The organism is Pseudomonas endophytica (assembly GCF_001411475.1).
Lineage (GTDB): Bacteria > Pseudomonadota > Gammaproteobacteria > Pseudomonadales > Pseudomonadaceae > Aquipseudomonas > Aquipseudomonas endophytica.
The window spans coordinates 1-12,669 of the sequence record NZ_LLWH01000090.1; the positions used below are offsets into that span (position 1 = coordinate 1).

Below are 12,669 nucleotides of genomic sequence, written 5' to 3' on the forward strand. Positions count from 1 at the left end.
GCAAGACCGGCCACCGAAAGCATTTTTTCCGATTGCACCATCATGTCCTCCAGAGAGAGGCGCTGGGTGATGTCATCAATCCGGATCACTACGCCACGCCCGCCGCTGCCCGTTAGCGGGTAGAAGGTCAGGGCGTAATGATGGACTTCGTCGTTCTGCTCCCACGTCACGCGTTCAATCTTGGCCACATGGTGCGTTTCGATGGTGTTTTTAAGTTGGGGTAAAAAGGGTTTGAGCGGTTCAAAAGCGAGGTAGATCGGCTGGTTTAGGGCATCGTCCAGTTTGGTGCCGGACAGGGCGCTGGCTTCTTGATTCCACTGGGTCACGTAAAGTTGATCATCCAGAGCGATCAGAGCAGAGGGCATCGAGTCGATGATGTTGTTCAGATAGTTTTGAAAGCCGGTCAGCTTTTTCTCGATTTTGCTGCGCACTTGTACTTCGCGTTCCAGTTTGCGATTGGTATGGCGCGTCTCTTCGGCAAGTGTCTGGGCTTGATCGTAGGCCGCTCGAGCTTCGTCACGGGCACGTTTGAGCTCTTGTTCGCGCGCTTCAATACGCGACAGCATGGTGTTGAACGCTTCGGCCAAGCTGCCGATCTCATCGTGATTGCCCGGGGCTGCACGTAAGGCATAGTTCTCTTCACGCGTGACTTGGCGCGATAGCTCTTCGAGGCGGTGAATGGGGTGGGTGATCAGTCGCTTGATCTGCCGCGCAATAACCAGCCACAGCAAAATGCTGAACACTAGAATCCCTAGGCTAGCGGTGAAGGTACCGGTGTAAAACGCCATCGGCAGTTCGCTGCTGGCGATCAACAGCAAGTGCCCAGGCGGTTGATCGCCATGGTGTAAGCGCGTGATGGTGTGGCTGCGCAACTCGGTCAGGCTCCAAGCATCAAGCTGGTGATACTGCTCAGGCAGTGGCAGGTGCTCGCCATGTTGCAGTTGAGTCAACAATTGGCCAGCGCTGTCGTAAATCGCCGCAGCGCGCAGAGGGGCGTAACTGCCTATTTCATCAAGCAGGGCTTGAGCCTGTTGCTTGGAGTCCAGCGCTTGAGTAATCAGGTTGGGGTTTGAAGCCAGTCGCCCGAGTGTTTGCAACGCCTGGGGGGCCGTGCTCTCGTGAGAAATCCAGTACGCGGCGCTGATGAACGTTAGGTTGGCCACCAACAATACGGTCGCCAGTAGCACGAGGAGGGCGGCCAGCAGCTTCTGGCCGACTGGAAGATTTTCTAGGCGCTGGCGCAAAAGCATCGCAATGACCATTTCAGAAAGATCGAGGCCGAAGGGTAGCGCGGGCCTCAGTCGTAGGGCAATCCGCGCTGGCTTAGATGGTCGATGAGCCGCTGATGCAGTGCGTGTAAATGCGGAACGTCGAATTGCCGCTGACGCGCTGCTTGGCAAGCATAGCCCAGCAGATAGCTGATTTCGGTGCGTCGACCTTGGGCGACATCCTGATGCATTGACGAGTAGTTGTTGGACGTCGCTTGGATAACCCGGTGCACTTCATCGGCAAGGTTTTCTGCGGCATCAGCCTGATCGCAGCGGACCAGCAAGGCTGCCAGCTCGCTGCACAGCGTGTCGACCTCTGTGCGGTGCGCTTGCAAGCCTCCATTTGTGCAGTCGTAGAGCACGGTCAGCGGGTTAATCGCGCAATTTAGCGCGAGCTTACGCCACAGGCGGCTCAGAATATTTGGGCTCCACTCATGGGCAATATGGCTGAGTTGCAATTCATTTAGCCAGATGGGCGCTTCGTTTAAGCACGTATCGCCCAGCCAGGTGTGACCTTGCCCTGCAAACACGACCCGCCAGTCTCTCTCGCGGTAGGCGCCTTCGGTGCTGGACGCAAAAATGCAATGCGCCTGTGGCACGCGTGCTGCGACAGCTTGCTGGCTGCCCAGTCCGTTCTGCAACAGGATCACCGTAGCGCCTGGGTGCAGTCGATGAGCGATCTGCGCAATAGCCTGTTCGGCGTCATACGCTTTGCAGGTGAGGAGCAAGCGCTCAATCCGCTCGTCCGTTTCAGGCAATTGGGCAGTGATAGTTAGTGGGTCTGTTCGTTCACCTTCGACTAGAGTTAAACCATATGCGTCGTTGAAGTTTTGCAGGCGCGCACGGTTGCGCAGTATCAGCGTAACGGGCAGCCCAGCTCTCGCTAAGCGTGCGGCCCAGAGTGTGCCCATGCTTCCTGCGCCGAGAATGTGCCAGCGTGTAGAGGTTTGCCCGCAGTCGAGGTGTGGCATGTGTACTCACAAGTGAATGACGTGGAAGAACCGCTATAATGCCCGCGCATTTTAACTGTCAGGCTAGGCGTGCTCCATCTGTGCTGAGCGCGCCCTTTAAATAGTGGAGAAATACATGCCGTCGTTCGACGTGGTATCCGAACTGGACAAACACGAAGTCACTAACGCAGTCGAGAACGCCGTTAAGGAGCTGGATCGTCGCTATGACCTCAAAGGCAAAGGCAGTTTTGAGTTCAAAGAGAAAGACCTTGCGGTGAATTTGACCGCAGAAGCGGACTTTCAACTAGAGGCCATGATTGAGATCCTCAAGCTGGCTTTGGTCAAGCGCAAAATTGACGTGCAGTGTCTTGAAGTCAAGGATGCCTACGCTTCTGGCAAGTTGATGAAACAAGAGGCGGTGCTCAAGGAGGGCATTGATAAAGAGCTGGCGAAGAAGATCGTCGCTCATGTCAAAGAGGCCAAGCTCAAGGTTCAAGCCGCCATTCAGGGTGAACAGGTTCGCATCACCGGTAAGAAGCGTGATGATCTGCAAGAAGCGATTGCTGCACTGCGCGCCCATACGTTCGACATGCCGCTGCAGTTCAACAACTTCCGCGATTGATCCCTCGGCCAGGGAACCTGTGGTGATCATCGGCGTCCGATTTTCCTGGGCGCGGCTTAAACGATTGAGCAAGACCGCTCAATCGTTAGGCCTGTACGAAATGTTTCGAGTGAAGCTTAGGCGAGGCGAATGCCTGCCAAGAAGCTGGCTTGCGGACTGTCAATAAGCACGTGAGTTTGCTGTTACGCGGCATCACCCAAACAACGTCGCCCCAAATCGGTATTAGGAGAAGAGACATGGATTTGAACGCTGAACTTGATCATTTGATCCAGACTTCGCAAGCCTGGATTCCAATGATTATGGAATACGGTAGCCGCGTATTGCTGGCGCTGATCACGCTGGCAGTGGGCTGGTGGTTGATTAATCGGCTAACCGTGAAGCTGGCCCAGTTGCTGGCAGTGCGCAAAGCTGATTTGGCGCTGCAAGGTTTTATCAGCACCTTGGTTAACATCATTCTCAAAGTACTGCTGGTTGTCAGCGTCGCCTCAATGATTGGTATCCAGACCACGTCATTTGTGGCCGCTATCGGTGCCGCCGGTTTGGCCATTGGCTTGGCATTGCAAGGCAGTCTTGCCAACTTCGCGGGTGGGGTGCTGATTTTGCTGTTCCGCCCTTTCAAAATCGGTGATTGGATCGAAGCGCAAAGCGTGAGCGGGACCGTCGATAGTATTCAAATCTTCCACACGGTTCTGCGCACCGGTGACAACAAAACGGTCATCGTGCCCAACGGCAACCTGTCCAACGGCATCATCACTAACTACAACCGTCAGCCGACGCGCAAGGTGGTGTTTGATGTGGGCGTTGATTACGAGGCCGATTTGCAGAAGGTGCGTGAGGTCTTGCTGGCGCTGGCGGATGATCCTCGCGTTTTGAAAGATCCTGCTCCTGCCGTGGTAGTAACGTCTTTGGGCGACAATGCGATAACGATGTCGTTGCGTGTATGGGTTGATACACCTAATTATTGGGATATCTTGTTCATGTTTAATGAACACGCCCGCGATCGTTTAAAGGCGCAGGGTGTTGATATTCCGTATCCGCAGCGAGTCATACGTGTGGTGCAGGAAGTGCCTGCGAGTTAATAGTTAAGTAGATAGCTAGCTATTAAATAGGGATGAACAATTGAAGGGGCTTCGGCCTCTTTAATTGTTTTTAGGCCATGCAATAATTATCTGCTGCTCGATCACACCCCCACGCTTTGGTGAGTGTTGATTAGTTTTCCAGCTACTTATTAGCTAGCTATCTATATATGAAGTTGACTAACAGGCGATAAAAAACCACGCACCTGAAACAGGTGCGTGGTTTTAACTAAACAACGCTTTTGTAACGACTGCTCGAAGGCTGTAATTACAAAATGTTGAACGGATATTCAACAATGACACGTACGTCGTTAGTGTCTACGCCGTAGTTGCTGGTGGTACGGTAAATCGCGCTACGCAGGCGGAAGGACAGGTCTTTGGCCGGACCTTCCTGCATGACGTATTTGCTCTCAAAGTCAAACTCATGCTCGCGACCTTCACCTGCGTCGGTGGAGATGTTGTCACCTTTAACATAGCGGGCCATGAAGCTTAAGCCCGGTACGCCATAGGTTGCTAGGTTCAGGTCGTAGCGAGCTTGCCAAGAACGTTCGTCTTTGCCGTTAAAGTCGGAGTATTGCACGGAGTTGGCGAGGAAAATGGTCCCACCGCCGTCTACCCCGTAGTAATAACCGCTGTCACCGCTAGAGCGCTGGTGGGCCAAGGTGAACTTGTGAGCGCCAATGCTATAAGCAGCTGCCAAGCTCCAGATTTTGTTGTCGACGTTGCCTGCCAGTTCCTGGCCTTGGCTCGAGGTTCTGTACCCGTTGAAGTCGAAGTTCAGACCTTGGTTTTCGTCGATCGGCAGGGTGTAGTTCAGGTTGATGTATTGCTTTTTGAAGTAATCATCAACGTCCGACGCTGCCACGCCACCGACAAAATTGTCGGTGAACTGATAGGTTGCGCCCGCGATGTCAGCAGATGGCAGGTGCAGGCTGTCATGGTACATGCCGGTCTGCGAGCTCATAGCTGTGAAGCGACCTGCGCTCAGTTCCAAGCCTTCAATTTCGTGCGAGGTGATCAAGGTGCCGGTAGCGACTTCAGGCAGTAAGCGGCTGTCATCAGTCGAGAAAACCGGGCTGGCAACGAACTGATTACCGTACTTCAAGACGGTGTCAGACAAACGGAACTTAACAGCGCCGCCTGCTTTGGACTGGGTGTCTTCCGGGGAGCCATCGCTCTTAGAGGCGAACAGGCCGTTACCTTGACGACCGGCGCCGCCGTCTAGGCGCAGAGTACCCATGGCGAATGCATCAACGCCGACACCGATAGTGCCTTGAGTGAAGCCGGAAGTGTAGTTAAGCAGTTCGCTTAAACCCCAGTCTTCGCGGTAGCCGCTTTTGAAACCGCCACCAGGTTTAGGGATGTTGCCAGCACCGTTACGGAAGTCGCGGTTCATATACAACATGCGAGTTTTAGAAGTCAGCGTGCTGTCTTCAATAAAACCTTTGGAATCGTCTTGGGACGAAGCCATTGCAAACTGTGTAGTTCCGGCTGAAACAGCCAGGGCGATCATGCTCCACTTCATCACGCGCATCGTGATTTGCTCCTTTGGTTTTAGGAAGAGTACTGCCGTCCCACCTGAATTATTATCTGGGCGGCTCTTTCTTTTTGTGTCGGCGAAAACTTATATCACGCCGATCATGTTGGCGATACTTGCCTTCAAAAGCTTTTAGCTTATTGGCAGCCAAGTCGCGAAATACACTCTACATGTCGCTCTTGGATAGATGTGTGTCGTATTCCACCTATTATTTCTGTAAACGAAACAGCCGGATATCTTGCTCATCCCCTTGCTAGAGCTTTCCAGCCATGACGCTCAATTTTTGTTATTTATCGTCGAGCTGCGTGACCTTTGCTGCATCTCTAACGAATTACTCTGTATCAAAGCAACAAGCATGCCCAAGTTGGTTTTTTAGCCTGGAAAATAATCATTTGTCGTTTTTGAGGTTTATTTACCCGATCTAGCTTGGGGGGAGCGATGACTGTCAGCCCGTGAGGTGTGTATGGCTTGCTGAAATGGGGTGACGTTGCTGGCACAAAAATGGTGCAAAGCGTTACCAGAACACACTGGGTTGGGTAGTCGGTGACGTTTGAGTGCACTAAAACTATTCGGTGAGTGCCATTGTGGTGCGCTGTTACAGCGTTAGCGTCCTCTTTGCTCAACAACGCGTTGTGAGCTTGCCATAGACGAGTATTGAGGCCGAGGAGTGGTGTGATGTGGGCGTCAATCAAGGGTATCCTGCCTCTGCGCTGCTCGCAGATGGGTGAGTCTTGCCTGACCTTGAACTGAGCTGAAATTATTCGTCAAACAGGAGAGCACCCCGTGTTCGTTTTGGATACACGCCTTCAAGAGGATACCTGGCTGATTGGGGATTTCCCTTTGTGCCGCTTGCTGCTTTCCAATGACTCGAATTATCCCTGGTTCATTTTGGTGCCGCGCCGCGAAGGTATCAGTGAGATATTTCAATTGGATGACCACGATCAGCACTTGATGTGGGATGAAACCACGACGCTGGCGCGTGCACTTAAAGCGCCACTGGGTGCGGACAAGATGAACGTTGCCACTTTGGGTAACGTGGTCAGTCAGTTGCACATCCATGTGATTGCGCGTTACACGTCGGATGTTGCGTGGCCGGGCCCTGTTTGGGGCAAGCATCCGGCCAAACCCTACACTCAGGCTGAGGTGGATACGCTTCGGGTCAAGTTAAAAGCAGTTTTGGGCGCAGAGTTCAATTTTACGGAGGATAAGCAGTGACTCTAGAGGCCAGAGTGATGGAGCTGGAGAGTCGTTTGGCTTTTCAGGATGACACCATTCAAGCACTGAATGATGTGCTGGTGTCGCAGCAAAACGCGGTTGACCGTTTGCAATTACAGATGGCCGCTTTGCTCAAGCGTCAGGAAGAGATGGGCGGCCAATTTGAGTCGCTGGAGCAAGAGGCACCGCCGCCGCATTATTGAATCGTGTGGGCCGGCAATAAAAAAAACCGCGAAGCAGTCAGACTGCTCCGCGGTTTTTTTAGGCCGAAATTAGCGGCGCGGTAATGCTGCGATCACATCTTCAGCTTGTAAGCCTTTGTCTCTGTTCATCACTGAAAATTCGACACGTTGCCCTTCTACTAATACACGATGACCCTCGCCACGAATTGCGCGAAAGTGGACAAAAATATCATCACCTGAATCTCGGGAGATGAAACCGAAACCCTTGGAGGTGTTGAACCACTTTACAGTGCCTGTATCGCGGTTGGTCATGTCGTAGGTTTGCGAGGTGGATGAGGGGGATGATTTGTAGAAGCTCACAACAAGGTGTAGCGCTACGGCAATCACAGCGGGTACCAAGCTGATCAATATCGCGGGTTGATCGCCGATCGGCAGCAGTAGACCGAACAAAGTAAGTGTTTGCAAAACGACAGCCAGCACCAGCAAAGCGCTAACCAAGTTTTGCAGCTGATGGCGTGGACCTTTATTCCAGAAGGGAATAACTGGTGCCAGTGCCAAGTTGAGCAGGCCAAAAAAAGCCAAATAAAGAGCATCGGCGTGTTGGAGGTATGGGACAGCATCGGATTGCAGGCTGGGAATAAAAGACAGCAGCAAAGCAGCTGCGCCCGTTAGCAGGTGAACGATTTTCAACATTTTAATTAACTCACGTTAAGACGGATCGCAAGGAAGAGCTGATTGCGCACGGTTCGCTTCTGAAAAAATGGAGGCGCTGGACACGTGCGGGGTATCAGCCTATGCGCCGACGCCAGAGGCTTGGCGAAGGCGACACGCCGCCTATTTAACAGCAAAGCTTGAGCCTTCTCAAATTGTGCGTATTGAAACGTCGAACTCGGTGTGTTTACGAGAAGGTCTAAAAAATGCGTGCTCATACCGGATACGTTGATTTAGAGGGCTTTAGTACGTTTTGGTGTGGCGGGTTGGAGGTTGTAATTTTGAAAGTGCGTGGCGGATACTCATACCCCAATGACCACTGGTCGCTTTTTTTGTTGTCTTTTGAGGTGTCGAATAAAACTTCAAAGAAGTGAGATGTTTGCGTTTTTCGTGTGTGAGGGTAGGCGTTTAGGCGTGCGTTAACTGTTAAAGGTCAGCTGTTAATTTCTTGTGCTTTTTAAATAGGTTTAATTGATTGTGGTATGAATTGATTGCCCTTGTTTTTAACGTGCTTTGTCGCGCGCCTTTAAGTTTGTCTTTAATGAGTTTTTCTATCGCTGAGCTAGATGTCTTTCCACGCATGATTGGGAAGTTTCTTTATGTGTGGGGCGATATTTTAGGCGTCTGGTTTTTTATTTTTGGTCTGTAGGGTTGTGATGCGCGGCAGCTCTGGGGTGCTGACGGAGGTTTGTCCCGTATTCAGGGGGTTTGCGGAGAGCGCTCCTACAGAGTTGCGGGTTAAGTCTGCTGGATAAGAAGTTTTGCATAATGTTTTATGGGGTGTGTTTTTTGATTAGAACTTAATTGTTTTTTTACGTTGTTATAGAGGGTTTTATATATGGGGCGTTTGATTAGGCAGGAAGGTGGTGGGGGGCGCTTATTGCAAAGAGCTAGAATTGACCCGGTTGTTCTTGATTTTGGTATGGGGACAGCGCAGCCATTGTCAAAGTCTGTCAGGCTAAATGGTTTTGCGACGTGCTTGCGGCTTGAAAAAGTATATTGGGATGTGTTGTCGGATATTTCCCAAGGAAACGATTGCTCTATTAATGCTCTATTGTCATATATCGACAGGGAGGTTCATTTGCGCCATGGTGGCGTCAAAAATTTCAGTGGTTTGATCCGGGTTGTCTGCGTGATGCATCTAATGAAGGCAGGCCGGTCCTCTCGCGAGGTGCTAGCTGAGCAGATACTGGTAGGGTAACGCACTGTATCAGGCCGTAGTGGGTTGTTAGGTGGCTTGTAATCTTCTAGTGTTCTGGCTTTCTTTAAGGTGTTAAGGCTGTTCATGCGGCTGCATTGGTTCGATTTACCAGATATAATCTCGCGCTTTGCTGTGTGGCCCTTACGGGTTGCCGCTAACGGATTGTCGAGACGCGCCAATGCCCATGTACGATTACCAATGTGCTTCCTGTGGTCATCAGTTGGAAGCCATCCAAAAGATCAGTGACTCGCCACTGGTCGATTGCCCTGCCTGCCAGGCGCCTGAGCTGAAGAAAATGCTGTCCATGCCTGGCTTTCGTCTAAGCGGTTCAGGCTGGTATGAAACAGACTTCAAGACAGGCGCGAAAAAAAATCTGGCAGGCGGCGACAAGTCCGACTGAGGTTGAACAAAGCCTTCTGAACACAAGCGGGATCTTGCAGTTATATCAGCACCGACGGTGCGCAAGACCTCCACCGAATTTCGAATTACGAGAAGTGAAACCACTACCATGATGCGCAGCCATTATTGCGGCCAACTCAACGAAAGCCTGGAAGGCCAGGAAATTACCCTTTGCGGATGGGTTCATCGTCGCCGTGACCACGGTGGGGTGATTTTTCTCGATATCCGTGATCGCGATGGTCTGGCTCAGGTTGTGTTCGATCCCGATCGTGCTGAAACCTTCGCTGCTGCCGACCGTGTCCGCAGTGAGTATGTTGTCAAGGTGACCGGTAAGGTTCGCCTGCGTCCAGCCGGAGCGGTCAATCTCAATATGGCTTCGGGCATGATCGAAGTCTTGGGTTACGAGCTGGAAGTCTTGAACGAAGCTGAGACTCCACCGTTCCCGCTCAACGAATTCTCTGACGTTGGTGAAGAAACCCGCCTGCGTTATCGGTTTATCGACCTGCGTCGCCCAGAAATGCTTGAGAAGCTACGTCTGCGTTCGCGTATGACGACGAGCATTCGTCGCTTTTTGGACGAAAACGGCTTCCTAGACGTTGAAACACCCATCCTGACTCGCGCCACCCCGGAAGGCGCACGTGATTATTTGGTGCCAAGCCGGACGCACGCGGGCTCTTTCTTCGCCTTGCCGCAATCGCCGCAACTATTTAAGCAACTGCTGATGGTGGCGGGCTTCGACCGTTACTATCAGATCGCCAAGTGCTTTCGTGATGAAGACCTGCGTGCCGATCGTCAGCCTGAGTTCACTCAGATCGACATCGAAACCAGCTTCCTTGACGAAAAAGAGATCATGGGCCTGACCGAAAACATGATCCGCAACCTGTTCAAGGAAGTGCTGGATCTGGAGTTCGGTGATTTCCCGCACATGACCTTCGAAGAGGCCATGCGCCGCTACGGTTCCGACAAGCCTGACCTGCGTAACCCGCTGGAGCTGGTTGACGTCGCTGATCAGTTGAAAGACGTGGAATTCAAGGTGTTCAGCGGCCCTGCCAACGACCCTAAATGCCGCATTGCTGCCCTGCGTGTTCCGGGTGCTGCGAGCATGCCGCGTAAACAGATCGACGATTACACCAAGTTCGTCAGCATCTATGGTGCTAAAGGCTTGGCGTACATCAAGGTTAACGAGCGCGCCAAAGGTGTTGAGGGTCTGCAATCGCCGATCGTTAAAAACATCCCTGAGGCCAACCTCAATGTGATCCTTGATCGCGTGGGCGCCGTTGATGGCGACATCGTGTTCTTCGGTGCAGACAAAGCCAGGATCGTCAGCGAAGCGCTAGGGGCTCTGCGGATCAAAGTCGGTAACGACCTGGATCTGCTGACCTGCGAGTGGGCGCCAATGTGGGTAGTTGACTTCCCGATGTTCGAAGAGAACGACGACGGCAGCTTCAGTGCCTTGCACCACCCGTTCACCGCTCCAAAATGCTCGCCAGAAGAGCTTGAAGCTAATCCAGCCGCTGCCCTGTCCCGGGCATACGACATGGTGTTGAATGGTACCGAGTTGGGTGGCGGTTCGATTCGTATTCATCGCAAAGAAATGCAACAAGCGGTGTTCCGCCTGCTAGGCATCAACGAAGCTGAGCAAGAAGAGAAGTTCGGCTTCCTGCTCGACGCTCTGAAGTACGGCGCACCACCGCACGGTGGCCTGGCCTTCGGTCTTGATCGTCTGGTTATGCTGATGACGGGTGCTCAGTCGATTCGTGAAGTTATCGCTTTCCCGAAAACCCAGAGTGCTGCCTGTGTGATGACCCAGGCTCCAGGCCTAGTCGATAACAAAGCGTTGCGTGAGCTGCATATTCGTTTACGCGAACAGCCTAAGGCAGAGTAAGTCTGACCTTCAAAGGCGCATCCTCGGATGCGCCTTTGTCATTGGGTCAACATTTTTATTGCGGGCCTTGGGTGCATGCCAGGCCGGCAACGTTTCATAAGGATTCGGAGTGGGTTATGGCAGGTCATTCTAAGTGGGCGAACATCAAGCACCGCAAAGAGCGTCAAGATGCCAAAAAAGGCAAAATTTTCACTAAGTGGATTCGTGAGCTGACTGTCGCTGCCCGTCAAGGTGGTGGCGATCCGAGTTCAAATCCACGCCTGCGTCTGGCACTGGACAAGGCGCTGAGTGCGAACATGAGCCGTGACATCATTGATCGTGCGATTGCCCGCGGTGCGGGTGCAGCCGATACCGATGACATGGTTGAGTTGAGCTATGAGGGCTACGGTCCGGGTGGTGTCGCGGTGATGGTTGAGTGCATGACCGATAATCGCAACCGTACGGCGGCTGCGGTGCGTCATGCGTTCAGCAAGTGTGGCGGCAACCTGGGTACTGACGGTTCAGTGGCTTATCTGTTTGAGCGCAAAGGGCATATCTCGTACGCCGCCGGTTTTGATGAAGATGCCCTGTTGGGGGCTGCGATGGAGGCTGATGCCGATGACGTGATCACCAACGAAGACGGTTCTGTTGATGTTTATGCTTCGTTTTCGAGCTTTTACGCCGTTCGTAACGCCTTGGAAGCGGCAGGCTTTGCACCCGCTGACGCTGAAATCGTCATGCTACCCACCACCAGCGCCCAACTGGATCTGGAGGGTGCAGAGAAGGTGCTTAAGCTGATTGACATGCTGGAAGACCTGGATGACGTGCAAAACGTCTACTCCAACGCTGAAATCCCGGATGCGGTGCTGGAACAGCTCGCCTGATCTGAATCCATCAGACATGAGGCCGGAGGTGCAACCTCGCGATGATCGCGGCGCTGTGCACCTCCGGCTTCTGCCTTTAAGCTGTCCGGGTATGTGCCGGTAGGCGTCACTTCATAAGCTGTAGGTCTTATGACTCTTATTCTTGGTATTGATCCGGGTTCGCGAATCACCGGTTATGGCGTGGTGCGAGACACTGGGCGTGGGTGTGTGTATGTGGCTTCTGGATGTATTCGTACAGGAAGCGGCGAGCTGCACGAGCGCCTGCAAATTGTCTATCGAGGCGTGCGTGAGGTGATACAGACCCACGGCCCGATAACGATGGGGATTGAAAAGGTATTCATGGCCCGCAATGCTGACTCGGCACTAAAGCTGGGGCAGGCCAGAGGTGCTGCGATTGTCGCGGGAGCCGAAGAAAACCTTGAGATCGCCGAATATTCGGCAACACAGATCAAGCAGGCTGTGGCGGGGACAGGTGGAGCGAATAAAGAGCAAGTGATGATGATGGTCATGCATTTGCTGAAGCTCACCACCAAACCCCAGGTTGACGCATCTGATGCGTTGGCGATCGCTTTGTGTCATGCGCATACCCGCTCTAGTCTGTTGCCTCACGGTTTGGGTGCGGCGCGTCGTCGTGGTGGGCGTTTGCGACTCTGAAGTGAAGCCTTTTAGGCTGTTTAAACTTGCTAACAGAGTTGCACCTGCAATGATGTGGCTCTGTTGTTCGACTTGTCAGCCATTGATCTGGCCAGTGAAAAGGATC

At 52.7% G+C, this 12,669-nt stretch carries 13 protein-coding genes; 9 read left to right on the top strand and 4 right to left on the bottom strand.

Annotated elements, in window-relative coordinates; all coding sequences use genetic code 11:
* Positions 1-1,250: methyl-accepting chemotaxis protein (locus AQS70_RS07410; protein WP_156355059.1), on the bottom strand; the 1,250-nt coding region annotated here is incomplete at its 3' end.
* 47 nt (positions 1,251-1,297) lie between these two features.
* The gene (locus AQS70_RS07415) at positions 1,298-2,239 is read right to left on the bottom strand and encodes a putative 2-dehydropantoate 2-reductase (RefSeq protein ID WP_082428056.1); all 942 of its coding nucleotides are present in this window, start codon (positions 2,237-2,239) and stop codon (positions 1,298-1,300) included.
* Between the two features lie 115 nt (positions 2,240-2,354).
* Between AQS70_RS07415 and AQS70_RS07420 the strand changes: the two genes are divergently transcribed.
* Both AQS70_RS07420 and AQS70_RS07425 read left to right on the top strand, forming a co-directional pair.
* Entirely contained in the window at positions 2,355-2,840 is a 486-nt protein-coding gene (locus tag AQS70_RS07420; protein WP_055102227.1) for a YajQ family cyclic di-GMP-binding protein, read from the top strand.
* A 236-nt stretch (positions 2,841-3,076) separates the two neighbouring features.
* A complete protein-coding gene (locus AQS70_RS07425; protein WP_055102228.1) occupies positions 3,077-3,919 on the top strand; it encodes a mechanosensitive ion channel family protein in 843 nt (280 codons plus the stop codon).
* Between the two features lie 265 nt (positions 3,920-4,184).
* Here AQS70_RS07425 and AQS70_RS07430 read toward each other — a convergent pair whose 3' ends face one another.
* Positions 4,185-5,450 carry an OprD family porin gene (locus tag AQS70_RS07430; RefSeq protein WP_055102229.1) on the bottom strand — a complete coding sequence of 422 codons (1,266 nt, stop codon included), beginning with the start codon at positions 5,448-5,450 and terminating at the stop codon, positions 4,185-4,187.
* A 786-nt stretch (positions 5,451-6,236) separates the two neighbouring features.
* Between AQS70_RS07430 and AQS70_RS07435 the strand changes: the two genes are divergently transcribed.
* Both AQS70_RS07435 and AQS70_RS07440 read left to right on the top strand, forming a co-directional pair.
* Positions 6,237-6,668: an HIT domain-containing protein gene (locus AQS70_RS07435; RefSeq protein WP_055102230.1), complete on the top strand. Its 432-nt coding sequence runs from the start codon at positions 6,237-6,239 to the stop codon at positions 6,666-6,668.
* The gene (locus AQS70_RS07440; RefSeq protein WP_055102231.1) at positions 6,665-6,871 is read left to right on the top strand and encodes a SlyX family protein; all 207 of its coding nucleotides are present in this window, start codon (positions 6,665-6,667) and stop codon (positions 6,869-6,871) included. The genes AQS70_RS07435 and AQS70_RS07440 overlap by 4 nt, the downstream gene beginning before the upstream one ends.
* 69 nt (positions 6,872-6,940) lie before the next feature.
* On the opposite strand, the gene AQS70_RS24175 is transcribed toward AQS70_RS07440, so the two are convergent.
* A complete protein-coding gene (locus AQS70_RS24175) occupies positions 6,941-7,543 on the bottom strand; it encodes a cold-shock protein (RefSeq protein ID WP_055102232.1) in 603 nt (200 codons plus the stop codon).
* Between the two features lie 856 nt (positions 7,544-8,399).
* On the opposite strand from AQS70_RS24175, the gene AQS70_RS07450 reads away from it, so the two are divergent.
* The 5 genes from AQS70_RS07450 (at position 8,400) to ruvC (ending at position 12,563) form a co-directional block, all read left to right on the top strand.
* Entirely contained in the window at positions 8,400-8,762 is a 363-nt protein-coding gene (locus AQS70_RS07450; protein ID WP_055102233.1) for a ribbon-helix-helix domain-containing protein, read from the top strand.
* Between the two features lie 178 nt (positions 8,763-8,940).
* Positions 8,941-9,162 (top strand): FmdB family zinc ribbon protein, encoded by a 222-nt coding sequence (locus AQS70_RS07455; RefSeq protein ID WP_055102234.1) that lies wholly within the window; start codon positions 8,941-8,943, stop codon positions 9,160-9,162.
* A 108-nt stretch (positions 9,163-9,270) separates the two neighbouring features.
* Complete coding sequence (aspS, locus tag AQS70_RS07460; protein ID WP_055102235.1) at positions 9,271-11,046, top strand: aspartate--tRNA ligase; 1,776 nt, start codon at positions 9,271-9,273, stop codon at positions 11,044-11,046.
* A gap of 116 nt (positions 11,047-11,162) precedes the next feature.
* A complete protein-coding gene (locus AQS70_RS07465) occupies positions 11,163-11,909 on the top strand; it encodes a YebC/PmpR family DNA-binding transcriptional regulator (RefSeq protein ID WP_055102236.1) in 747 nt (248 codons plus the stop codon).
* A 129-nt stretch (positions 11,910-12,038) separates the two neighbouring features.
* Positions 12,039-12,563, top strand: coding sequence for a crossover junction endodeoxyribonuclease RuvC (ruvC, locus tag AQS70_RS07470; protein WP_055102237.1), 525 nt, complete (start codon positions 12,039-12,041; stop codon positions 12,561-12,563).
* Positions 12,564-12,669 lie beyond the last annotated feature (106 nt).

Excerpts from the sequence above, each read along its gene's own strand:
- AQS70_RS07415 (WP_082428056.1), bottom strand. The coding sequence starts at position 2,239 with ATGCCACACCTCGACTGCGGGCAAACCTCTACACGCTGGCACATTCTC.
- AQS70_RS07420 (WP_055102227.1), top strand. The coding sequence starts at position 2,355 with ATGCCGTCGTTCGACGTGGTATCCGAACTGGACAAACACGAAGTCACT.
- AQS70_RS07425 (WP_055102228.1), top strand. The coding sequence starts at position 3,077 with ATGGATTTGAACGCTGAACTTGATCATTTGATCCAGACTTCGCAAGCC.
- AQS70_RS07430 (WP_055102229.1), bottom strand. The coding sequence starts at position 5,450 with ATGCGCGTGATGAAGTGGAGCATGATCGCCCTGGCTGTTTCAGCCGGA.
- AQS70_RS24175 (WP_055102232.1), bottom strand. The coding sequence starts at position 7,543 with ATGTTGAAAATCGTTCACCTGCTAACGGGCGCAGCTGCTTTGCTGCTG.
- AQS70_RS07450 (WP_055102233.1), top strand. The coding sequence starts at position 8,400 with ATGGGGCGTTTGATTAGGCAGGAAGGTGGTGGGGGGCGCTTATTGCAA.
- AQS70_RS07455 (WP_055102234.1), top strand. The coding sequence starts at position 8,941 with ATGCCCATGTACGATTACCAATGTGCTTCCTGTGGTCATCAGTTGGAA.
- aspS (WP_055102235.1), top strand. The coding sequence starts at position 9,271 with ATGATGCGCAGCCATTATTGCGGCCAACTCAACGAAAGCCTGGAAGGC.
- AQS70_RS07465 (WP_055102236.1), top strand. The coding sequence starts at position 11,163 with ATGGCAGGTCATTCTAAGTGGGCGAACATCAAGCACCGCAAAGAGCGT.
- ruvC (WP_055102237.1), top strand. The coding sequence starts at position 12,039 with ATGACTCTTATTCTTGGTATTGATCCGGGTTCGCGAATCACCGGTTAT.